Below are 22,404 nucleotides of genomic sequence, written 5' to 3'. Positions count from 1 at the left end.
GGGATGCGGCGGGAGGGGCCGGCGCGGCGGCGGGAGGCGGCGCCGCGGCGGGGGCAGGGGCCGCGGCGGGGGGCTCGGCGGCCCGGCTGAGGCGCACGTTCATCAAGTCGCCCCGGCGCACCGCCGCGATGGAGAGGGTCCCCAGGCCCGTGGCGTTCACGGACCACTGCGCGGGGGTCTCCGAGACGCTGGAGGCGCGGGCCAGCCCCACCATGGACTGGAGGGCTCGGACGAGGTCATCCGTGGAGAGCGCGGCGGGATCCACCGGCTCATAACCCTGGCCGCTCCGGATCATCGGAGGACGGCCGCTGGCGAGGGCCAGCTCGGTGACGCCAGGACGCGACAGGTGGCGAAGCAGCTCGGCGAGCGATTTCATGCGATGGCGCACCGGCCGGCGCGGGAGGCGCGGCGCGGAGGAGCGCAGGATAGTCGACACGTCGCGAGAATGGACCGGCCCATCGCTCAGGGGAGGGCTCGGACTGGGGGCGTGGGGCTCTCTCGACCGCGCTGGCGGGTGCGGAGCGTTGGGGGGCGCGGGAGGAGGGGCTCCGGGGCCTCACGGAGAGGCCCGCGCGGAGGGCAGGACGGGAGGAGGGCCTCCCGTCCGGAGTTCAACGGGGACTACAGCTCGCGGGACATCAGGAGGCGGAGCTTGCCGGACTTCTTGGACACCACCGTGGCGACGGTGGTGAAGCCCGCCTTGCGGTAGAAGCCCACCGCCGGCGCGTTGGAGGGGTCCACGCGCAGGGCGATCGTCTTGCGGTACATGTCGCGGGCCACCGAGAGGGCCTTGTCCAGCAGCATGGCGCCCAGGCCATGGCGGCGCAGCTCCGGCTTCACCACGATGTTGCGCAGGTAGGCGGCGCCGGGGACCGGACCGTCGCGCTCCACGGTGACGTAACCGACAATCTGGTTCTGCAGCCGCGCGACATGGATGGACGACTTCAGCAGCGTCAGGGCCTTGAGGCTGTCCTCCTGCGTCTCACCCCGGCTCTTCCACGGCTCGGAGCTGGAGCGCAGGGCGGCCACCGCGGTCAGGTCCTCATCCGTGGGCGGACCAAACTTCACCGCGTTCACCAGATCATTGGGCAGGCTCGCCACGTCCATTACCGGCGCGGGGCCTACCTCCATGCCTGGATCCACCTGCTTCATCGTCATCGCCGTGCTCCTCCGTCGCGTCCGCGATCCTAACCGCAGCCCCCTTACCCATGCACGCGCTGATTCGGCGCACATTGTCCTCTCAAGTAAGAGGCGACTTCCGTGCTTCTCGTTGGGGGGCGGACTTGTGCGAACCTCGCGCGGGGGCGGTCCCATTCCACGCGCGGGAGCCTCGCCTTCCCGCCCGCCGCCCGGCCGCCCTTCCGCGCCGCGCGCCTTCCCATTATAAAAAAGCGGCGTCGCGTGGGGGGCAGGGCCTCCAGCCTCGACGCGCCAGCCTGAGTTCCACCCGTGCAACTCAACCATGCCCAGCGCGAGCTGACGCTCAAGATCGTCTACTACGGCCCCGGCCTGAGCGGGAAGACGACGAATCTGCGTCATCTGCACACGCGGGCCCGGCCTGACGTGAGAGGTCGCCTGCTGGCGGTGGAGACCCATGACGACCGGACACTCTTCTTCGACCTCCTGCCGGTGTTCTTCCGCACCTCGGCTGGCTTCAAGGTGAAGGTGAAGCTGTTCACGGTCCCCGGCCAGGTCATCCACAACGCGACGCGGAGAATCGTTCTGCAGAATGCGGACGCGGTGGTGTTCATCGCGGACAGTCGGCGCTCGGCCACGGAGGAGAACAACGCCTACTGGCGAAACCTCCAGGAGAACATGCGCGAGAACGGCCTGGATCCGGGCGAGGTGCCGGTCATCATCCAGTTCAACAAAAGGGATCTGCCCGACAGTCGCTCCGACGCGGAGATCGACGAGGCCCGGCGGCGCGGCTCCCAGCCCGTGGTGGGCGCGGTGGCGCTCCGGGGCGAGGGCGTGCTGGAGACCTTCCACGAGGTGGCGCAGGCCGCGTACCGCCGCCTGGAGTCCCGCGCGCACCTGACGCGCAACGTGGGGCTCTCCGAGGACGAGTTCCTCGGGCAGATCTTCCGGCAGATGGACCTCAGTGGCACCACGCTGGAGGGCCGCTACCAGCCCTCCGCGAGTGGAGGCAGGCCATGAGCGGGGCAGCGGGGGGCGGGCCACCGGACGCGGGGAGCGCGGGGCGCAGGGAGTCGGTGTTGCAGCGGCGCCTGTCGCTCGGGGACCTGCTGGACCTCCCCTCCTTCGCGGACGTGGTGAAGAGCTTCAGCGACCTGTACCGCGTGGGCATCAAGGTGCTGGACGCGCGCGGCTCGAAGCTCGCGGACGTGAAGGTGGGGCACGGCGACTTCTGCGCGTATGTCTTCTCCTTCCCCGAGGGCCGCGCGCGCTGTGTCGCCACGGTGGCGCGGGTGAAGGACGGTCCGGTGGTGCCCAACCTGGGCGCGCGCGTGGCGGACGCCGAGGAGGCCGAGGCCGCCGGGCTCGTGGCGATGCCGTGCTTCACCGGCCTGCGCTACGTGGTGATGCCCATCCGCTGGGAAGGGGACCTGCTCGGCCGCGTCATCCTGGGGCCCTTCACGCCCGAGGAGCTGGACGACTTCCCCCTCACGCTGACGGACATCGAGGGGCTGGACCTGGCGCGCGCCCGCGAGCTGGTGGCCAAGGTGCGCCGTGCCCCCGAGCGCACGGCCGCGCAGGTGCTGGCCCACTTCGGACAGGTGCTGAGCGCGCTCGTGGCCAGCGGGCAGAAGACGTACCTGACGACGCAGGTCCACATCGAGGCGATGTTGGAGACGCATCGCGAGCTGGAGTCGCAGAACACGCGGCTCGTGCAGGCCAACGCGCGGCTCAAGGAGTTGGACCGGCTGAAGTCGAGCTTCCTGGGCACGGTGAGCCACGAGCTGCGCACGCCGCTCGCGTCCATCCTGGGCTACTCGGAGATGCTCGCGGAGGGGCTGGCGGGCGCGCTCAACGTCGAGCAGCTCCAGTATGTCCGCACCATCGTGGAGAAGGGCGAGACGCTGCTGAACCTCATCTCCTCGCTGCTGGACCTGAGCCAGATTGAAGCGGGCCGGCTGCGGTTGGCCATGGCGCCGGTGGACCTGGGGCAGGTCATCCAGACCGCGGTGTCGAGCGTCTCGCCCCAGGCGCACCGCAAGGGCCTGGAGCTGGACGTGCAGGTGCCCGGCTTGCCGCAGCCTCGGTTGGCGGGCGACATGGAGAAGCTGCGGCAGGTGGTGGTGAACCTCCTGGCGAACGCGGTGAAGTTCACGCCTCCGGGCGGGCGCGTGCGCGTGCGGCTGTCCGAGGCGGGCGCGCAGGCGGAGCTGGGCGCCGCGGGCTACCGCATCAGCGTCGAGGACAACGGGGTCGGCATCCGCACCGAGGAGTTCGAGCGCATCTTCCAGAGCTTCTACCAGGTGGATGGCAGCTCGACGCGCGAGTACGGCGGCGCGGGGCTGGGGCTCGCCATCGTCAAGAGCCTGGTGCAGGCGCACGGCGGACGCGTGTGGGTGGAGAGCGATTACGGCAGCGGCTCGCGCTTCATCGTCGTGCTGCCGCTGCAACCGCCCATCGCGGATCGCGTCGCCTCGGCGCCCATTCCGGAGCCGGATCGCTTCTGACCGAGCCCTCGAGAGGGCTCGGCCTTCCGTGCATCACGGCAACAGCGAGGGCAGGCGCGACTGCACGAGCGCGCCCGCGAGTCCCAGCACGAACACGACGCCCAGCGCGCGGCCCAGGCGCAGCGTCAGCATGCGCTCATTGGACACGCGCGCCACGAGGAGGAAGTTGATGAGCGCGCTCGCCAGCGACGCGATGATGGCGCCGATGCCCGCGGTGGTGGCGGAGATGGTGCCGTTCGCGCAGAGCGACGCGGCCGAGGCCACCGCCGAGGCGCTGGAGACGAGGCCGCCCACGGCGCTGACCGCGTAGAAGCCCGCGCGTCCCAGCAAGTGCTGCCCCACCGTGCCCACCACCTGGAGCGCCAGGAAGATGAGCCCGAACTTCAGCGCCGACGGCAGCGAGAACGGAGACTTGAGGGGCAGGGCCGGGGCCTCGCTCTCGGGCAGCGGCGTGGCGCGGGTGCGCACCAGCGCGAGCCCCGTGCTGGACAACAGGATGAGCGCCAGCGGCAGCGCCGAGTCCACCAGCGCATGGAAGGACAACAGCCCCAGCAACACCGCGTTGCGCAGCGCCATGGCCGACGTGGCCAGCATCACGCCGCGATAGGCCGCGTCGAGCAGGCGCCCCGCTGTCTCGCGCACGCGGTTGGCCAGCTCCGCCACCGTGACGGTGCTGTTGACGAGTCCGCCCAGGAAGCCCGTCACCTCCACGCCGTGCGCGCCGAACACCTTCCACAGCAGGTAGTTGACGAAGCCGATGGCCGCGATGAGCACCACCGTCACCCACGCGCCTCGGGGCGCGATGAGGCCCCAGGGGTCCACCGGCTGCGCGGGCAGCATCGGGTAGACGGCGAACGCGAGGATGGCCAGCAGGATGGCCGAGCGCAGCTCCTCGGCGGTGATTTTGTGGCTGAAGGTGGCCAGTCGCTCCTTCCACGCGAGCAGCCCCGCCGTCGTGACGCCGACCGCCGCGGGCGTGACGGTGTGGCCCAGGCCGCACAGCACGCCCGTCAGTCCCGTCACCAGCAGCGCCGCCGACGTGGTCAGCTCCGCGGTGCCATTGGCGCGCAGCGACTGCCAGTTGAGGAAGCAGAGCAGCACGCCCAACAGCGCGACGCTGAGCAGCGCGAAGTTGGGGCCCAGCAGCCCCCCCATGCCGCCCAAGAGCGCGGCGAAGCCGAACGTGCGCAGCCCCGCCTCCTTGCCGCGCCACTCTCGCTCCAGGCCGACGAACAGACCCACCGCGAGCGCGAGCGTCAGGCGCATCAGCGTCTGCAGCGGCGGCCAGGTGACGACGGGAGGAAGTCCTTCCATGGGGCGAATCCTTGCGAGGCGATGGGTTCAGGACGTGGGACGAGGCCCCTCGGACGAGGTGCCTCCGACGACGTGCAGCCGCTCCCAACCCTGTCTGGCGAGCAGCCGCTGGAGGTGGGCACGCAGCGCTGCGTGCAGGGCGCGCGCCCCCGCTTCATTCGAGGGGGAGACCGCGGGGAGCTGCCAGCACTCGCGCAGGCGCGTGTCCAGGCCCGGCGCGGCGCCGGAGAGCTCCAGGAGGATGATCCGCCCAGGCTGCTCGCCGCGCGCGTGGAGGGGCGCGGCGCGCAGGCCCGCCTCCTTCATCAGCGCGCTCACCGCGGGCGGGACTTCCTCGCTGGGCGTGGCCGAGGTCGCCACCTCGGCGCGGGCTCGCTCGGGGTGCGCGAGCGCGTTGAAGAGCGCGGCGGCCAGCTGGGCCGGGCCGGCGACGGAACTCTCGAAGACGACCGTCTCGGGCAGGCGCGGTCCGACTCGCTCCCGCGGCGCGAGCAGCCACCGGAAGAGGCCCACCGCGAGCGCGGCGCCCAGCAGCTGCGCCGCGACGAAGGACTCCACCTCCATGGGACGGATGACGCCCAGGCGCGCGCTGGCGGCGCGGGCCAGCACCAGCGCGGGGTTCGCCAGCGAGCGCGAGTCGGTGAACCAGACGGTGGCGGCCACGTAGGCCGCGATGGCCAGGGGCGTGGCGGCGGGCCGCGTGCGCACGCAGCCGCGCACCACCACGAGCAGGCCAAAGGTCGCCACCATCTCCGTGAGGAACTGGGCGCCGCTCGCCGCGGGCATGCGCGTGGCCAGCAGCAGGGGCTCGCCGCACATGAGGTGCGCCACGAGCCGACCCACCAGGCTCCCCAGCAGCTGCGCGAGCGCGTAGCGCGGCAGCTCGCGCCACGGGGTGCCGTCTCCGAGGGCGTCCGCGAAGGTGAGCGCCGGGTTGAAGTGTGCACCCGAGAACGGACGCAGCACGCCCATGAGACAGGCGAGGACCGCGCCCGCCGCCAGGGACATGAACAGGCGCCCCTCCGCGGGGCCCGCGCCCAGGTGCTCGGCGAGGTGATGCGCGCCATCCAGCGCCACGACGAGCAAGCCGCACCCGAGTGCTTCCGTGGCCAGCCGACGCCGCAGGTCGAGCACGGGCTGCGGCGTGAGCGGCCCCTCCGGCATCGCTACCGTCATCGCCCGGACCTCCCCGCTCGGCTGGACGTATCCCCACCGGTTGCTTCGGATGGGCGAGCCAGGGGGTGGATGGGGGCGGTGCTCACGCTGCGGGGGTCCTCCTTCGGCCGGCGGCGCGGCAAGGAGCGCCGTGGGGGCCCACACTCCTATGCCTCGCGAGCGCGGGGGCGTCAACGCTGCGTGACGGGCCCGCCGCCCTCCTGGCCGGTGGCGGGCTATGGTCCGCGGTCCAGCGAGGCACGGGCACCGAGGATGGGACGTCATGCGGGTTGAGCGGCACGGGGACGGGACGAGGCGGGGCGTCGGCGCCAGCTCGGAGCAGGGAGCGCGCCGTGCCTGGTGAGTTCGAACTCATCCAGCGCTTCCTCTCCCACTTCCCTCGCGCCCGTGTGCCCGTGGGCCCGGGGGACGATTGCGCGGTGTTGGCGCCCTCGCGCGAGGCGACGTGCGTCACCACCGACGCCACCGTCGAGGACGTGCACTTCACGCGGGCCACGTTCTCGGCCGCGGACATCGGGCACAAGGCCCTCGCGGTGAACCTCTCCGACCTGGCGGCCATGGGCGCCACGCCGCGCTGGTTCGTCTGCGCGCTCGCGCTGCCCCGCGACTATCCACCGCGCGAGCTGTCCGCCCTGGCGCGTGGCATGGCGACGCTGGCGCGCGCGCATCGCATCGCGCTCGTGGGGGGCAACTTCACCTCCGCGCGCGAGGTGTCCGTCACCCTCACCGTCACCGGCTCGCTGGCCCGCGCGCCGCTGCTGCGCTCGGGGGCGCGGCCCGGAGATGCGCTCTATGTCTCCGGGACGCTGGGCGACGCGCGGCTGGGCTTCCAGCAGTTGCAGCGCGGTGTCACGCGGGGCTCCGCGGTGCGGCGCCAGCGTCGGCCCGAGCCCCGCGTCGCGCTGGGGCGCATCGCCTCGCGCTTCGCGTCGGCGGGGATGGATGTGTCGGACGGGCTGGCGCAGGACCTGGGGCACTTGTGCGAGGCCTCGCGCGTGGGCGTGCGGATGGAGCTGGAGCGGCTGCCCCTGTCCCCGGCGGTGCGCGCCGCCCTCGGGCCCGAGGGGGCGCTCGCGGGCGGCGAGGACTATGAGCTGCTCCTGGCCGTTCCCCCCTCCCGCGAACGGGCATTCGAGCGCGCGTGCGCCCGCGCTGGCGAGCGCGTGACGCGCATCGGCGAGCTGACTCGGGAGCGGGGGTGGGTCGTCCTCAACGCAGCCGGTCGGTGCGTGCCACCCGCGCCTGGGTTCGATCACTTCAGGGGACGGGCGAGCAGGTAGGGGCAGGTGGATTGACCCTGCCGGACGGCAAGGCTAAATCCGGTGACCGCTTCCGCACCTCCCGCCGAAAGCACCCCTAGTGCGCCGCCCCCTTCGCGACGACCCTTCCTCTGGCCTCCCCCCACGGCGTGAGCCCGTGCAGCGACTGCTGCGCTCGGTGGAGGGGCCCAAGACCGCCCGAGAGGTCTCGCTGCACCGGAAGATCTTCACGGGCTACATCCTCCTCGGCGTCATCCTCGGCGCGTGGTTGATGGGCAGCGAGTCCCTGTTCGGCTCGGACTGGGGCAACCTGCGCTACCTCATCCGCGTGGGCGGCGGCGTGCTCATCACCTTCGGTGGCGCCGCGCTCCTTCCCTCGCTGCTCGCGCGCGTCATCCGCGTGAAGGTGCTCAGCCGCTCGGCCTTTGAAATCTCCCAGGGTGACCTGTCCAAGCCCGTGGCCGCCGAGGCGCACAGCACCCGCGACGAGATCGACGAGCTGACGGGCGCCATCTCGCGCATGCAGGAGAACCTGCGCGAGCTGGTGGGCAAGATCCAGGACACCGCCAAGAGCGTGGCCGACACGGCCATCGACCTGCAGCGCTCGGCGGAGAACGTCAACGGGTCCACGGAGGAGGTGGGCTCGTCCATGGAGCGGATCGCCAGCGGCGCGGAGACGCAGTCGCAGCTCGTCTCCCGGACGTCCAAGGTCATCACGGAGATGGCGGGCAGCATCCAGCGCACCGCCGTCAGCGCGGAGGACGCCGCCAGGACGACCGCCGAGACCAGCGGCGCGGCCGAGGACGGCTCCAAGGCCGCGCGGCTCGCGGGCGACAAGGTGAAGAAGGTCTTCAACCGCATCGAGTCCGCCAGCCAACAGGTGTTCGCCTTCGGGGAGAAGACGCAGGAGATCTCCAAGATCGTCGACGCCATCACCCAGGTGGCGCAGCAGACCAACCTGTTGGCCCTCAACGCCACCATCGAGGCGGCGCGCGCGGGTGAGTACGGCCGCGGCTTCGCGGTGGTCGCCGACGAGGTCCGCAAGCTCGCCGAGAGCGCGGGCCGCTCCGCCGAGCAGATCTCCAAGCTCGCGCGCGACATCTCCGGCCAGTCCACCTCCGTCGTGAGCGCCATGAAGGAAGGCATCGCGGAGCTGGCCGAGGGCCGCGAGGACCTGACCAACATCGTGCGCTCCATGGGGGCCATCACCGACACCATGCGCAAGGGCGCGGAGAAGGTGCACCTCATCTCCGACAGCGCTCGCGAGCAGCTCAAGGGCAGCGAGGAGATGGTGAAGGCCATCGAGGAAATCAAGCTGGTGGCGCGCAACAACGCCAGCTCCACCGAGGCCATCCAGGCCGTCATCCAGGAGCAGACCGCCGCCGTCTCCCGCATGACATCCCTGGCGAGCGAGCTCACCAACCTCTCCGTGGAACTGCAGAGCGTGGTGCGCAGCTTCCGCCTGGGCGCCTGACCCAGCGGTCCGGTGTCGCGGCGGACCGCTCAGCCCTCCTGCTAGAAAGTCCCCACCGTGCGCCACGTCATCTTCCGGGTGGAGAAGGAGCGCTACGGGCTGCCGCTGTCGGCCGTCCGCGAGGTGGTGGTGCCTCCCGCGCGCTTCACCCTCGTTCCCCGCGCGCCACCGGCCATCACCGGCGTGATGAACCTGCGCGGCCGGGTGGTGACCGTGGTGGAGTTGCGTCAGTTGTTGAATCTCCCCGAGGGGCCCACGCCACCCGCCCGGGTCGTGCTGCTGGACCGGGGGCGCCGGGACCTGGGACTGTTGGTGACGGACGTGGACGGCATCGAGGCGGTGGAGCGCATCAGCACCGCGCCGGGCCGGGTCACTCCGGCCGTGCGAGGGGTTGCCCGGTTGGGCGGCCTCGGGGTGACCGTCCTGGAGCCGGAGGGTCTGGATGCCGCGGTGGTTGCCTTGTTCACCCCCTCCAAGTGAGTAGCCCCCCGGAAAGCGCGGATGGTAGTGTCCGCGCCGTTAGGCCGGAATCGGAGGCGAGTTCTTCACATGGCTAAGCGGGTCCTGGTCGTCGACGACGCCATCTTCATGCGCAACATGATCAAGGACATCTTTGCGTCTGGAGGGTTCGAGGTCGTCGGTGAGGCGGCCAACGGGCTCGAGGCCGTGGAGAAGTTCAAGGAGTTCAAGCCCGACCTCACGACGATGGACATCGTGATGCCCTTCAAGAGCGGCATCGAGGCCACGCGGGAAATCATCAAGCAGGACAGCAGCGCCGTCGTCATCATGTGTTCCGCGCTCGGTCAGGAGAGCCTGGTGATGGAGGCCATCGAGGCGGGCGCGTCGGACTTCATCGTCAAGCCGTTCCGCGCCGAGGACGTGCTGGCGGTCGTCAAGAAGGTGCTGGGCGAGGTGTGAACGCGGGCGCGCCGGCCACGCGCGCCCGCGCCGCCGTTCCCAAAGAGGTCGGGTCATGACGATGGACATGTCCCGCTACCTCGGACTCTTCATCTCCGAGGCCAGCGAGCATCTGGAGGCCCTGAGCCGAGACCTCGTGCAACTGGAGCGCGAAGGCTCGTCGAGCGCAGTGGACTCGATGTTCCGGCACGCCCACTCGGTCAAGGGCATGGCCTCGTCCATGGGCTTCGAGCCCATCGCCATCCTGGCCCACCGCGTGGAGGACCTGGTGGACGCCGTGCGGCAGGACCGCAGCCGGCTGGACCGGGACCTGGTGGACCTGCTGCTCAGCTCGGCGGACGCGCTGCTCGCCCAGGTGCGAGCCGTCGCCGACAACAAGGAGCCCGCCGAGGCCACCGCGCTCCTTCAGCAGCTCAGCGCCCGCGTCACCACCATCACGGGCCACGCCCCCGCCACGACCCGCGTGGCGCGCGTCACGGTGCTCAAGCCCGCCGCGACCACGGACGCCGCGGCCGAGCCTCCCGCGAACCCCGAGCCCGCTGCCGCCGCGAAGGCGCCCGAAGCCTCCGCGCCCGCTCCGGACGAGACGACTCGACCCCCGGGCGCGAAGAGCGCGCCGGCGGACCCTCGCCCTGGGTCGTCCGCCGGTGGACTCACGTCAGGGGCAGGGGCCGAGGCAGGCGCCGCCGCCCGTGAGCCACGGCCCGCGGAGTCTCTCGCGCACGATGTCGCCGCGAGGCCCGCCCCCGGCCTCGAGCTGAGTGGCGGGCTCCAGGCTGCGGCGGGTGGCGCCCTGGCGTCGAAGCCCGAGGGCGAGGCCCGCGCGCCATTGCAGCGCTGGGCGGTGCAACTGCGCATCGCTCCCACCTGCCAGGTGCCCGGGGTGCGCGCCTTCCTGGTGCACAAGCGGCTCACCACGCTGGGCACGCTCCTGGACCTGCGCCCCGCGCTGGAGGAGCTGAAGGCGGGCCGCATCCCGGATGGCTACATCCAGGTGGAGCTGGAGACGTCCGTGGGCGACACGGGCATCCACAGCGCCCTCCGGAACGTGGCCGAGGTGGAGGTCGTCTCCGTCAAGGCGGCGGTGGCCGCGCCCGCGCCCGCTCCGCCCGCCGCGGCGGCGCCGGACAGCGCGCGCGCGAGCGCCGAGGCGGGTGGCTCGCGCACGGTGCGCGTGCGCACGGAGCTGCTGGACTACTTCCTCGACACGGTGGGCGAGCTGATGCTCGCCACGGCCCGCCTGCGCGAGGTGGGCAAGGTGTTGCCGGAGAACGCGCGCCCCGAGTTGGAGGAGGGCGTCTACCGGCTGCACACGCTGGTGAAGGACCTGCACGACAAGGTGATGAGCGCGCGCATGACGCCGCTGTCGCTCATCACGGACCGCCTGCCCCGCGCGGCGCGCGACCTCGCTCGCCGCAAGGAGCGAGAGGTGGACCTGGTCATCACTGGCGCCGAGATTGAGCTGGACCGGGCCATCCTCGACGAGCTGGCGGATCCGCTGCTGCACCTGCTGCGCAACTGCATCGACCACGGGCTGGAGGCGCCCGAGGAGCGGCTGGCCGCGAAGAAGGGCTCGCGGGGGCGCGTGCTGGTGGCGGTGCGCCGCGCCCGCGACCGCGTCATCGTCGAGATTGAAGACGACGGCCGCGGCATGGACCCGGCGAAGCTGAAGGCGGCGGCGGTGACGCGCGGCCTGCTGGCCCCCGAGGCCGCTGCCCGCCTGACGGACCGCGAGGCCTTCTTGCTGTCGTGCCTGCCCGGGGTGTCCACGGCCAAGGACGTGACGGACATCTCCGGCCGGGGCGTGGGCATGGACGCCGTCAAGCGCGTGGTGGAGAGCGTGGGCGGCACGCTGGAGATAGACAGCGAGCGGGGCCGGGGGACGCGCTTCACGCTGCGCCTGCCCCTCACCGTGGCGGTGGTGCACCTGCTGCTGGTGGAGGTGGGTGACGAGGTGTTCGGCCTGCCCATCGCGAAGGTGGTGGGCGCCACGGAGGCGGACGGCGAGACGCTCAGCCGCAGCCGGGAGACGGCGTTGCTGCCTCACGGCAACGGGCTGCTGCCGGTGCACGCGCTGGACGCGCTCCTGGGCGTGCCGGCCCCGGTGCGCAGGGGGCTGCGGCCCTTCGTGGTGATGGACGGGGACTCGGGCAAGGTGGCGTTGGCGGTGGACCGGCTGCTGGGCCAGGAGGAAGTGGTGCTCAAGCCGCTGTCGCGACCGTTGGACTTGCTGCCAGGCCTCTCTGGGGTGACCATCCTGGGCAGTGGCCGTCCGGTCTTCATCCTGGACGTTCCGAGGTTACTGTCCGCGTGAACCTGCTTCTGCCCAGTGACACGCAGCTCGACGCGCTGCGGGAGGTGGCCAACATCGGCTGCGGCCATGCGGCCAATGCCCTCTCGCGCCTCGTGCGCGGGCAGGTGGACCTCTCCGTGCCGCGCGTCCTGGTGTCGAGCGCCGCGGAGGTGGCCCTGCGGTTGGGCGGGCACTCCCCCGTGGCGGCCGTCCACCTGGGCATGACGGGCGAGTTGCAGGGCGCGCAGATGCTGGTGCTGACGCCTCGCGACGGCGCGGTGCTGGAGACGGTGCTCCTGGGCGGCCAGCCCGCCAGCCCGCTCGAGCGGGACAGCGCGCTCGAGGAGGCCGCGAACATCGCCGCCAGCGCATGCCTGTCCGCCATTGGCCGGCTCACCCGCTGGCGGTTGCTCCCCACGGTGCCCACCCTGCGGCGAGGCCCGGGACAGGACGTGCTGCGCGACGCGATGGGCGACGCGGTGCACGGCGGGGCACGGCGGGTGGTGGTGACCGAGACGCACTTCACCGTCGCGTGCGCCACGCCGCCCGTGTCCGGTCAGATGCTCCTGATTCTGGAGCGCGAGAGCGCCGGGGTGCTCCTGGCTCGCCTGGGCCTGTAGCGCCCGACCGGCTTTTGCGGCGACCCGTGCGCGGGATGCATTCACCCCAGGCGTCGCCTGAGGTATGGGGCGCCCATGGACGAGAAGGCGCTGAAGCAACTCCTCGGGCAGGTGAAGTCGGGGAAGGTGTCGCTGGATGATGCGGTGGGCCGGCTGAAGGACCTGCCGTTCGCCGAGCTGGGCTATGCGACGCTCGACACGCACCGAAACCTGCGCTTCGGCTTCCCGGAAGTGGTGCTGGGCGAGCCGAAGACGGCGGAGCAGCTGCTGGGCATCGTGGGCGCCCTGGTGGAGCGCAAGCAGACGGTGCTGGTGACGCGGCTTCAGCCGGAGAAGGCCGAGGCCCTGCTCGCTCGCTTCCCCAAGGCCGAGTACCACCCCGTGGCGCGCATCTTCCACTGGCGCCAGCGCAAGGCCCGCGCGGGCCGCGTGGCCGTGGTGACGGCGGGCACCAGCGACATCCCCGTGGCCGAGGAGGCCGCGCTGACGGCCGAGGCCCTGGGCGCCGAGGTGCGGCGCGTCTACGACGTGGGCGTGGCCGGCATCCACCGTCTGCTGCGGCGCCGCGAGGAGATTCAGGAGTGCCACGCGGCCGTGGTGGTGGCCGGCATGGAGGGTGCGCTGGCGAGCGCGTTGGGGGGCCTGGTGGGCATCCCCGTGGTGGCGGTCCCCACGTCGGTGGGCTACGGCGCCAACTTCGGCGGCGTGTCCGCGCTGCTGGCGATGGTGAACTCCTGCGCCTCGAACGTGGCGACGGTGAACATCGACAACGGCTTCGGCGGTGGGTTCTACGCGGCGCTCATCTCGCGCACCCGGGGCAAGCGCTAGCGGCGCTTGGAGAAGGAGCACGACGTGCGGCGGATTCTGTACCTGGAGCCCGTGGGCGGCATCGCGGGCGACATGTTCCTGGCGGCGGGCATCGACCTGGGCGTCTCGCCCGAGGCGCTCACGCAGGCGTTGAGCGGCTTGCAGGTGCCGGGCTGGAAGCTGGCGGTGAAGCGCGCGGTGCGCCACGCCATCAGCGGCACGCACCTGGACGTCGTCCTGGACGAGCGCGAGGTGCACCCGCACCGCGCCTACTCGGACATCCGCCAGCTCATCGAGTCAGCGACCACGCTGTCCCCGCGCGTGAAGGAGCGAGCGCTGGCGGTCTTCCGCGCCATCGGCGAGGCCGAGGCGAAGGTGCACGGCGTGTCCCTGGAGGACATCCACTTCCACGAAGTGGGCGCGGTGGACTCCATCGTGGACGTCTGCGGCGCGGCCGTGGTGCTGGAGCTGTTGGGTGACCCGGAGGTGCACGCCTCTCCGCCGCCGCTGGGCAGCGGCACCATCCGCGTGGCGCACGGCAACATGCCCATCCCGGTGCCCGCCACGCTGGAGTTGCTGCGCGACGTGCCCGTGCGCTTCGAGGGCGTGGGCGAGCTCACCACGCCCACGGGCGCCGCGCTGCTGAAGGTGCTCACGCGCATTGGCCACCCGCCGGACTTCATCGTGGAGAAGGTGGGCTACGGCGTGGGCACCAAGGACTTCCGGGACCGGCCCAACGTGCTGCGCGCCTCGCTGGGCCGCATGGAGGCGCCGAGGGCCGAGGGCCTGTGGGTGGTGGAGGCGAACCTGGATGACGCCACGCCGCAGCTCCTGGGGCACCTGCTGGAGCGGCTCCTGGGCGCGGGCGCGCTCGACGCGTGGGTGACGCCTGCGGTGATGAAGAAGAGCCGGCCGGGCCACCTCTTGGGCGTGCTGGTGGAGGGCGGCCTGCGCGACGCGGTGGTGGAGCTGCTCCTGCGCGAGTCCACCTCGCTGGGGGTGCGCTACCACCGCGTGGAGCGGCAGGCGCTCGCGCGCGACTGGGTGGAGGTGGAGACGCCGTGGGGCCGCGTGCGCGTGAAGCGGGGCCTGCGCGAGGGCGCGGTGCTCAACGCCCATCCCGAGTTCGAGGACTGCCGGCGCGTGGCCGAAGCCGCGGGCATCCCCGTCAAGCAGGTGATGGCCGCGGCCCTGGTGGCGCTCGGAGACCTAGCGCGGTGAGAGCTGGATGATGGCGAACGTCGCGCCCGCGTCGTCGCTCACCACCGCGACGCGGCCGAACGGGCTGTTGATGCCAGACATGAGCACGCGTCCGCCCATGCGCGTGACGGTCTTCGTCGCCTCGTCCACGTCCGCCACCGCGAAGTAGGTCTGCCAGTTCGACGGCGTGGGGGCGTTTGACTGGAAGATGCCCGCGGCGGTGGCCTCGCCCGCGCGCAACGTCCAGAACTCCATCCCGTCCAGCTTCCGCGCCTCGTGGCCAAAGACGGCGACGTAGAAGTCGCGCGCCCGCGCCGCCTCGCGCGTGTGCAGCTCGTGCCAGGTCATCGCGCCCGGCTCGTTCACCAACCCCGAGCCCACGTGCTTCAGGGCCTGCCACAGGCAGAAGTACGCGCCCGTGGGGTCCACACAGACGGCAAAGAGCCCCTCGCCCCCGGTGTCCTTGGGAGGGATCTCCACCCGGCCGCCGTTCGCGCGCACTCGCTCCGCGGAGGCCTGGATGTCCGCCACGTTGAAGTAGAGGGACCAGCACGCGGCGGCGCCCATGTTGGGAGGCGTGGGCATCATGCCCGCCACGCTTCGCCCGTTGCGCTGGCACGTCGAGTACCCGCCCTTCTCCTTGTCGCTCGACGTGAACGTCCACCCGAAGAGCGCGCTGTAGAAGGCGCGGGACTTCTCCATGTTCGGCGTCATCAGGTCCACCCAGGACACCGTTCCCGCTGGATACGTCTCGACCGCTGGCATGGCTTTCCCCTCACTCGAAGGCCCGAGGGAGCTCGGGCGCGGCGGAAGCTAACCAAGCGGGTTGGATACTGCACGCATTTTCAGTCAGACCCACTTGAGCGAGAAGCGCCGGGTGGCGCCGCGCGTCGTGACCTTCGTCTCCGTGACGAGCTTGCCCAGTCCCATCAAGAAGCCGCGGAACGTGCCCAGCAGCAGCGCGGAGGGGAGGCGCGACTCGGTCTCCAGTTCAGCGGACGTGGTGGTGAAGGCCACGGTGCGCATGGACTCGCCGGCGGGCAGGTCGCGCACCGCGTCGCGCGACAGGGCGTCGTAGCCGCCGAACACCTTCTCCACCGAGTCGATGCCGCGCGCGCGGAACAGCGGCAGCGAGCGCATCACCGACTTCTGCGCGAGCGCCTCCATGCCCTTGTCTCCGAGCGCCGTCTGAAGCTCGCTCGTCATCCGCACGTAGTCCTCCCAGTCGTACCAGGCTTCGTCTCGCATGCTGTTGACGAACTGCTGCTGCTGCGGGAAGCGATGCGACGCGGCAGTCATCGAGCCGATGATTGCCTTGAAGTACGCGCCTTGAATCTGGCCGGCCATGGGTTCCTCACGGTTTGACGTGGACGGACCCCGCTCGAAAGCGAGGCGCCTCCACTTCACGTCCGGAGGGGAGCTCCGACCATGGCCCCGCGGGACCGCCGTGCACGGGAGGACGCTCGTGCGCACGGAGGGGCGAGGCCGAGGCCCTGCAGCGTCAGGCGGTGGACGTTCAGGGGCTCGCGCGCAGTGGCTGCTTCGCCAAGCGCCGCGCGAAGGTGTCCGTGCGTGTGCCCGCGACGCACACCGGCAAGCCCTCCACCACGCCGCAGCTCGCTCCGGCGCGCAGGAAGTCGGGCAGGTTCTCGGGCGCCACGACGTAGGCGGTGTCCTCGGCCACACCGCCGCGAGGCAGTCGCGCCTGGCACTCCTCGGCGAGCTCGAGCGGCGTGCGCGAGGCATAGCCGCTGTTGAACGTGAGGCCCTCGCGGTAGGCGACGTACGCGAGCGCGTTCACCAGCGGCTCGTTGTAGCGGCACACCCACTGGACGTGGGGCGGGAAGAGGGCGAGGTGCGGATAGGCGCCCTTCAGCTCCGACCACGCGGGTGACTCCAGGCGGCGGAAGTCTCCGAGTCGATGCAGGGGACTGCGCTCCGTGCGCACGTCGCTGGCCTGCACCGCGACGGCCGCGCCGAGCAGAACGGTGACCACCCACGGGCGCTGTCGCCACAAGCGCGCCACCAGCAACACGGCGCCGCAGACCAGCAGGTAGTGCATGGGCCACACGAAGCGGCCCGAGGCGCGGAACGCGTTCGTCAGCGTGGCGAGCCGCGCATAGGGCCCGCTCAGGTCCGCCACGGGCGCGCCCAGCAGCGTCACGCGCGAGGACAGCGCGTAGACGACCATCGAGGCCGCGACGAGGGTGACGGGCAACGCGCGGCGCCACGGCAGCGCGCGCGCTTCCTTCCATCGCGCCGCGAGGCTGAGCAACGTGACCGCGAGCAGCAACAGGGCGCCCGCGCCCAGATAGCCATAGCCCTCGCCCTGACGCGGCCCCGAGGGGAGGCTGGGCAACCAGCGCGACCAGCCGAGCGGATTCACCCACGTGGCGAGGTCCGCGGAGAACTCACCAAAACCCTCCGCGCCCAGCGCGCTGCCGCCGAAGTAGCCGAAGAGGGAGAACAGCACCCCATCGAGCGCCACGATGCCCACCAGCGCCGCGCCCGCGCGCTTCACGTCGAGCACGCCCTCCCACGCGAGCCGCACCGCGAGCGCCAGCGTGAGCGGGAAGAGCATGGCCACCCAGTACGGATGTGTGCCCGCGGCCACCGCGTTGAAGAAGGCCGCGAGCCAGAGCGCGCGGCGCGCGTCACTCGGGTGGGGATTGCCGCGCAGGTTCAGCCACAGCATCGCCACCAGCAGCCAGTGCGCGCACAGCGTGGGATGGCTGAAGCGCGCGGCCATCACTGGCGCCAAGGTCAGCAGCACACCGCCGAGCACTTGATGCACCGCGCGCGGGGACACGGTGGCCACCAGCCGCGCGCCGAAGTACCCCATCAGCACGAAGCACAGCGCCAACCACGCGCCGGTGTACTGGAAGTCCACGGGCAGCAGGCGGGAGAAGGGCTTGAACAGCACCGCCAGCCAGGGGTTGCCATCGGTGAGCGCCACCGACGAGCCATACGGATGAAAGTGATTGGGCGCGGCGCCGAGCGGCAGCCCCCAGGGCGCGTTGCGGAAGAAGAGCCAGCCCAGGATGTGCGCGGCCCAGTCCTCGTGCATCATCCAGGCGATGCGCGTGGGCGGGATGACCGCGCTCCCTCCCAGACACAGGAACCAGCCCAGGCCTCCGAGCGCGGCGAGCAGGCGCGGCAGGCGGCGCTCGGGCCGAGGCTCGGGCGCGGCGACGAGGGATGGAGGGGGCACGGACGGAGCAGCTTCGTCCCGCGCGGGCATGCTCGGGGTCGACATGGGCGGCCTTGAAAAGAGCGCTGACTGTACCCCGCGCGCCGTCCCCGACAAGTGCCCCAGCTCCACGTCGGGCGCCCGCGTCACCAAGGGCACGATAGGCCGGGCGCCGTGCGAACGAGGCCGAACGGGTGACAGCGGCCCGCGCGCGTGGCGCGCATCGTTGGATTCATGAAGCTGGAGCCCATGTCCGCGCCGCCCGCGCCCCCTCCCGATGCCGCTCGCTTCCTCACGCTGGAGGAGGTGAGACGGGTGCCGTTGCTCTCCGGCGCGGACGATGAGGAGGCCGCGTGGCTGCGCGCCGAATCCGTGGAGGTCCGCCTGGAGTCCGGTGAGTGGGCGGGGCGCGAGGGCGAGCCCGCGTCGTTCTACATCGTCCTGGAGGGGGAGCTGCGCATCACGAAGAACGTGGCTGGCGTGGAGATGCTCGTCAGCCACTTCCAGGCGGGCGACTTCTTCGGCGAGGTGCCGCTGCTGCTCGGACAGGGCTTCCTGGCCAGTGCCCGTGCGCTGCTGCCTTCTCGCCTGCTGCGTCTGACGGACCGGGCGTTCTGGCAGATGCTGGCCAACTGTCCCACTGCGAACGAGCAGATTCTCCGGACCATGGCCGAGCGCAGTCGCGCGCTCCAGACCATCGCCTTCCAGCAGGAGAAGCTGGCGTCGCTGGGCACGCTGGCCGCGGGGCTCGCGCACGAGCTGAACAATCCCGTGTCGGCCGTGATGCGTGGCGTGCACGACCTGGAGGACGCGCTCCATTCCCTGCCCACGCTGGCGCTCGCGTTGGACTGTCACGCGCTGGCGGGCGAACAGGTGCGCGCGCTGCTCGTGCCCGGCGCGTTGGCGGTGGTGTCGCTCGGGTCGCTCGACCGGAGTGACGCGGAGGAGCGCCTGTCGGAGTGGCTGGAGGCCCGTGGCGTGCCTGAGCCCTGGACGCTCGCGCCCGAGCTGGTGGAGGCGGGGCTGGACGCGCAGCGGCTCGCCCAGGACACCGAGGGCCTGTCCGGTGACGTGCTGACCGGGACGCTGCGCTGGGTGGCCGCCACGCGCGGCATCTCCGTGGTGCTGGAGCAGGTGCGGCAGGCCGGCGGGCGCATCAGTTCGCTGGTGAACGCGGCCCGCTCCTACACGTACCTGGACCAGGCGCCGCTCCAGCGCGTGGACGTGCACGAGGGCTTGGAGAGCACGCTGACCATGCTGGCGCACCGGCTGCGCGCCATCCGCGTGGTGCGCGACTACGACGCCACGCTGCCGCGCATCACTGCCTACGGCACCGAGCTGAATCAGGTGTGGACCAGCCTCATCGAGAATGCCGCGGACGCCATGGCGGGAAGCGAGACGGGCACGGGGCGGCTGCGTCTGAGCACGCGTCGCGATGGAGACCACGTGGTGGTCGAGGTGGCGGATGATGGGCCCGGTATCCCCACGGAGGTGCAGCCGCGCATCTTCGATCCGTTCTTCACCACGAAGGGCGTGGGGGAGGGCACGGGCCTGGGGCTGAGCATCACCCACCGCGTGGTGTCCATGCTCCACCGCGGCGAGCTGCGCGTCAGCTCGGTGCCGGGCGACACGCGCTTCGAGGTGAGGCTGCCCATGGACCTGGACACGGTCCTCGCGACGCCGCGGACTGCACCGAGCGCGGCGCACCCGAGCGTGGTGCCGGAGGAGCTGCGCGGCGCCTGACTCATGAAGGCCGCAGGGGCAGCTCCACCCGGAAGCGCGTGCGCCCGGGGCGTGACTCCAGGCGCAGCGCGCCGTGATGGCCTTGCTCGATGATGCGACGGCTGATGTCGAGGCCCAGGCCGGTGCCTTGGCCCCGAGGCTTGGTGGTGAAGAACGGCTCGAAGACGCGCGCGCCGACCTCGGGGGGGATGCCCGGACCGTCGTCGATGATGTCCACGCACAGGTGCTCGTCCTCGCGCGAGGTGCGCACCTCCAGGTGGCCGTGGCCACTCATGGCGTCGATGGCGTTGTCGATGAGGTTGGTCCACACCTGATTCAGCTCGGAGGGGTTGGCCTGGAGGTGGGGCAGGGCGCGGTCGTAGTCGCGCTTCACCGTCACGCCGTGCTTCAGCTTGTAGTTGAGCAGCACCAGCGTGGTGTCCAGGCCCTCATGCACATCCACCTCGGCGTGCGCGTCGCCGCCCGTGCGTGCGTAGGACTTCACGGCCAGGGCCAGCTCGGACAAGCGCGCGGTGCTCTGCCGCACCTCCACGAGCAGCGCGCGGGAGCGCACCAGCGCTTCGAGCCAGGCGAGCGCGTCGGGCAGGGACTCTTTCGGGAGCGAGGCCACGAGCGGCTCGAGCTGCGTGGGACCGATGCCCGCGTCCAGCAGCGTGGGCGCGAGGCCCCAGGCATCCTTCACCCCCTGGCCATCCAGCCAGTCGGCCAGCGCGTCCTCCGCGTCGCCTCGCGCGAGCGGCTCCATGCCCTGGGTCGCGCCGCGGCCCTGACTCTCGCGGCACACGCGCAAGAGGCCCAGCCGCTGCTCGGGCGTGAGCCGCCATCGGTCCAACCCGAGCGACAGGTCCTCCGCCGCGTCCAGGGCCTGGGCGAGCTGCTCGGCCGCGCGGCGCCCCGCGGTGGCGGGGTTGTTCATCTCATGCGCGAGGCCCGCGGCGTGGCGCCCCAGCGCGGCCAGTCGCTCCTGGCGTTGGAGCGCGGTCTCCAGGCACTCCTGCCGCTCGGGTCCTTCCAGGTTCATGCCCACGTCACACCTCGCTCAGGTATTGGTGGATGAACGAGATGGCGATAGAGCCCTCGCCCACGCCCGAGGCCACCCGCTTCACCGACGCATGCCGCACGTCGCCCGCGGCGAAGACGCCCGGCACATTCGTTTCCAGCAAGTACGGCGCTCGCTCCAGCCGCCAACCTCGGGGGCGCGCGCCCTCCGGTATCAGGTCCGGCCCCGTGAGGAGATAGCCGCGCGCATCGCGCTCCACCACGCCCTCCAGCCACTCCGTGCGAGGCACCGCGCCAATCATGATGAACAGCGAGGCGGCCGGCACCTCGCGCTCGCCGGGAACGCCGTCGGTCTGCAGGCGCAGGCGCTCCAGATGGCTCGTGCCTTCCACGCGGGTGACGCGCGTGCGCAGGAGCACCTCCACGTTGGGCGTGGTGCGCACCTGCTCCACCAGATAGCTGGACATGCCGTGCTCCAGCGAGTCGCCGCGCACCAGCAGCGTCACCTTTCGAGCGAACTGCGCGAAGTACAGCGCGGACTGGCCCGCGGAGTTGGCGCCACCGACGATGTAGACGTCCTCGTCCTTGCAGAGCAGGGCCTCGGTGCGCGCCGCGCCGTAATACACGCCCGCGCCCGTGAGCGCATCGACGCCCGGCACCTCCAGGCGGCGCCATTGCACCCCCGTGGCGACGAGCAGCGCGTGACAGCTCAGCTCCGCGCCATCCGCCAGCGTCACCACGCGGTACGGGTCTTGGACGCGCAGGCCCGTCACCTCCTGCGGCGAGAGGATCTCCACGCCAAAGCGCGCCGCCTGCGTCACCGCGCGCCGCGCCAGGTCCGCGCCGCTCAGGCCCGTGGGGAACCCCAGATAGTTCTCGATGCGCGAGCTGGTGCCCGCCTGGCCCCCGGGCGCGGTGCGCTCCACCATCACCGTGCTGAGCCCCTCGGACGCGCCATACACCGCGCCGGCCAGCCCCGCGGGCCCTCCTCCAACGATGACCAGGTCGTAGAAGGGCTTGGTGGGCCGGGTCTTGAGGCCCATGCGCGCCGCGACCTCCGCGGTGCTCGGCGCCATCAGCCGCGTGCCGTCCGGGAAGAGCACCAGCGGCAGCTTCTCCACGCCCTCGGAGGCGCGCGCGAGCAGCGCCCGTCCCTCCGCGCTGACCTCCACGTCGAGCCACTGATAGGGAATCTGGTTGCTGCCCAGGAAGTCCTTCAGCACGTGCGAGCGCGGCGACCAGCGATTGCCCAGCACGCGGATGCCCTCGAAGGCGGGGCGATGATTGGCCTGCCAGTCGTCGAGTAGGTCCGACACCACCGGGTAGAGGCGCTCCTCGGGGGGCTCCCACGGCTTCAGCAGGTAGTGGTCCAGCCGCACTTCGTTGATGGCGTGGATGGCCGCCTGCGTGTCCGCGTAGGCGGTGAGCAGCACGCGCTTGGCCTCGTCGTAGAGGGCTCGGGCGCGCTCCAGGAACTCCACGCCGGTGAGCCCCGGCATGCGCTGGTCCACCAGGAACAAGGCCACCGCGTCACCGCGAAGCTGGAGCTGATGCAGTGCCTCCAATCCGGCCTCGCCGCGATCCGCGCCGAGGATTCGGTAGTCGCGCCCGTAGTGGCGGCGCAGGTCGCGCTCCACCGCGCGCAGCACTTCGGGGTCATCGTCCACTGCCAGGATGACGGGCTTGGCCATGCGCTCGGCCTCCGCTGTCACAACGCGCGAGGCTCCCGCCCTGTGCGCGAGCGAGCAGCCCAGCGCGACCTCGGAG

The 22,404-nt window shown here is 71.7% G+C and carries 19 protein-coding genes and 1 pseudogene; 11 read left to right on the top strand and 9 right to left on the bottom strand.

The window, feature by feature from the left end:
* Positions 1-376: pseudogene (locus KRR26_RS25670) on the bottom strand (type IV pilus twitching motility protein PilT); the annotation flags it as partial.
* Positions 377-621: 245 nt separating this feature from the next.
* Positions 622-1,158 (bottom strand): GNAT family N-acetyltransferase, encoded by a 537-nt coding sequence (locus tag KRR26_RS25665; RefSeq protein ID WP_120209116.1) that lies wholly within the window; start codon positions 1,156-1,158, stop codon positions 622-624.
* A gap of 291 nt (positions 1,159-1,449) precedes the next feature.
* On the opposite strand from KRR26_RS25665, the gene KRR26_RS25660 reads away from it, so the two are divergent.
* Both KRR26_RS25660 and KRR26_RS25655 read left to right on the top strand, forming a co-directional pair.
* Positions 1,450-2,157 carry a GTP-binding protein gene (locus tag KRR26_RS25660; RefSeq protein ID WP_120209117.1) on the top strand — a complete coding sequence of 236 codons (708 nt, stop codon included), beginning with the start codon at positions 1,450-1,452 and terminating at the stop codon, positions 2,155-2,157.
* Positions 2,154-3,644, top strand: a complete 1,491-nt coding sequence (locus tag KRR26_RS25655; RefSeq protein ID WP_217081101.1) for a sensor histidine kinase — start codon at positions 2,154-2,156, stop codon at positions 3,642-3,644. The genes KRR26_RS25660 and KRR26_RS25655 overlap by 4 nt, the downstream gene beginning before the upstream one ends.
* Before the next feature lie 33 nt (positions 3,645-3,677).
* Here the strand turns inward: KRR26_RS25655 and KRR26_RS25650 are convergent, their stop codons facing one another.
* Both KRR26_RS25650 and KRR26_RS25645 read right to left on the bottom strand, forming a co-directional pair.
* Positions 3,678-4,958: an MgtC/SapB family protein gene (locus tag KRR26_RS25650; RefSeq protein WP_120209119.1), complete on the bottom strand. Its 1,281-nt coding sequence runs from the start codon at positions 4,956-4,958 to the stop codon at positions 3,678-3,680.
* A 27-nt stretch (positions 4,959-4,985) separates the two neighbouring features.
* Complete coding sequence (locus KRR26_RS25645) at positions 4,986-6,134, bottom strand: aquaporin (RefSeq protein WP_120209120.1); 1,149 nt, start codon at positions 6,132-6,134, stop codon at positions 4,986-4,988.
* 332 nt (positions 6,135-6,466) lie between these two features.
* On the opposite strand from KRR26_RS25645, the gene thiL reads away from it, so the two are divergent.
* The 8 genes from thiL to larC all read left to right on the top strand — a co-directional run bounded on the left by thiL (position 6,467) and on the right by larC (position 14,726).
* Positions 6,467-7,414, top strand: a complete 948-nt coding sequence (gene thiL, locus KRR26_RS25640) for a thiamine-phosphate kinase (RefSeq protein WP_120209121.1) — start codon at positions 6,467-6,469, stop codon at positions 7,412-7,414.
* Positions 7,415-7,493: 79 nt separating this feature from the next.
* Positions 7,494-8,867, top strand: coding sequence for a methyl-accepting chemotaxis protein (locus KRR26_RS25635; protein WP_199723881.1), 1,374 nt, complete (start codon positions 7,494-7,496; stop codon positions 8,865-8,867).
* 57 nt (positions 8,868-8,924) lie between these two features.
* Entirely contained in the window at positions 8,925-9,347 is a 423-nt protein-coding gene (locus tag KRR26_RS25630) for a chemotaxis protein CheW (RefSeq protein ID WP_120209122.1), read from the top strand.
* A gap of 69 nt (positions 9,348-9,416) precedes the next feature.
* A complete protein-coding gene (locus tag KRR26_RS25625) occupies positions 9,417-9,785 on the top strand; it encodes a response regulator (protein ID WP_120209123.1) in 369 nt (122 codons plus the stop codon).
* A 55-nt stretch (positions 9,786-9,840) separates the two neighbouring features.
* Complete coding sequence (locus tag KRR26_RS25620) at positions 9,841-12,099, top strand: chemotaxis protein CheA (RefSeq protein WP_217081100.1); 2,259 nt, start codon at positions 9,841-9,843, stop codon at positions 12,097-12,099.
* Positions 12,096-12,698, top strand: a complete 603-nt coding sequence (locus tag KRR26_RS25615; protein WP_120209125.1) for a chemotaxis protein CheC — start codon at positions 12,096-12,098, stop codon at positions 12,696-12,698. The genes KRR26_RS25620 and KRR26_RS25615 overlap by 4 nt, the downstream gene beginning before the upstream one ends.
* 75 nt (positions 12,699-12,773) lie before the next feature.
* A complete protein-coding gene (gene larB, locus KRR26_RS25610) occupies positions 12,774-13,526 on the top strand; it encodes a nickel pincer cofactor biosynthesis protein LarB (RefSeq protein ID WP_120209126.1) in 753 nt (250 codons plus the stop codon).
* Positions 13,527-13,550: 24 nt separating this feature from the next.
* Positions 13,551-14,726, top strand: a complete 1,176-nt coding sequence (gene larC, locus KRR26_RS25605; RefSeq protein WP_120209220.1) for a nickel pincer cofactor biosynthesis protein LarC — start codon at positions 13,551-13,553, stop codon at positions 14,724-14,726.
* Here larC and KRR26_RS25600 read toward each other — a convergent pair.
* The 3 genes from KRR26_RS25600 to KRR26_RS25590 form a co-directional block, all read right to left on the bottom strand.
* Complete coding sequence (locus KRR26_RS25600) at positions 14,715-15,470, bottom strand: VOC family protein (protein WP_120209127.1); 756 nt, start codon at positions 15,468-15,470, stop codon at positions 14,715-14,717. The two genes, larC and KRR26_RS25600, sit on opposite strands and share 12 nt — an antisense overlap.
* A gap of 84 nt (positions 15,471-15,554) precedes the next feature.
* Positions 15,555-16,052, bottom strand: coding sequence for a hypothetical protein (locus KRR26_RS25595; RefSeq protein WP_120209128.1), 498 nt, complete (start codon positions 16,050-16,052; stop codon positions 15,555-15,557).
* Positions 16,053-16,221: 169 nt separating this feature from the next.
* Entirely contained in the window at positions 16,222-17,961 is a 1,740-nt protein-coding gene (locus KRR26_RS25590; protein ID WP_217081099.1) for a DUF6311 domain-containing protein, read from the bottom strand.
* A gap of 168 nt (positions 17,962-18,129) precedes the next feature.
* Between KRR26_RS25590 and KRR26_RS25585 the strand changes: the two genes are divergently transcribed.
* Positions 18,130-19,638 carry a sensor histidine kinase gene (locus KRR26_RS25585; protein ID WP_217081098.1) on the top strand — a complete coding sequence of 503 codons (1,509 nt, stop codon included), beginning with the start codon at positions 18,130-18,132 and terminating at the stop codon, positions 19,636-19,638.
* A gap of 1 nt (position 19,639) precedes the next feature.
* Here the strand turns inward: KRR26_RS25585 and KRR26_RS25580 are convergent, their stop codons facing one another.
* Together KRR26_RS25580 and KRR26_RS25575 are read right to left on the bottom strand one after the other, a co-directional pair.
* Complete coding sequence (locus KRR26_RS25580; protein ID WP_147423038.1) at positions 19,640-20,659, bottom strand: sensor histidine kinase; 1,020 nt, start codon at positions 20,657-20,659, stop codon at positions 19,640-19,642.
* Between the two features lie 7 nt (positions 20,660-20,666).
* Positions 20,667-22,328 carry an FAD-dependent oxidoreductase gene (locus KRR26_RS25575; RefSeq protein WP_217081097.1) on the bottom strand — a complete coding sequence of 554 codons (1,662 nt, stop codon included), beginning with the start codon at positions 22,326-22,328 and terminating at the stop codon, positions 20,667-20,669.
* Between the last annotated feature and the right edge of the window lie 76 nt (positions 22,329-22,404).

This window comes from Citreicoccus inhibens, from assembly GCF_019039035.1.
GTDB classification, from domain to species: Bacteria; Myxococcota; Myxococcia; order Myxococcales; family Myxococcaceae; genus Citreicoccus; species Citreicoccus inhibens.
The sequence above is the reverse complement of the archived record's forward strand: the minus strand, read 5'-3'. Positions and strand labels throughout refer to the sequence as shown.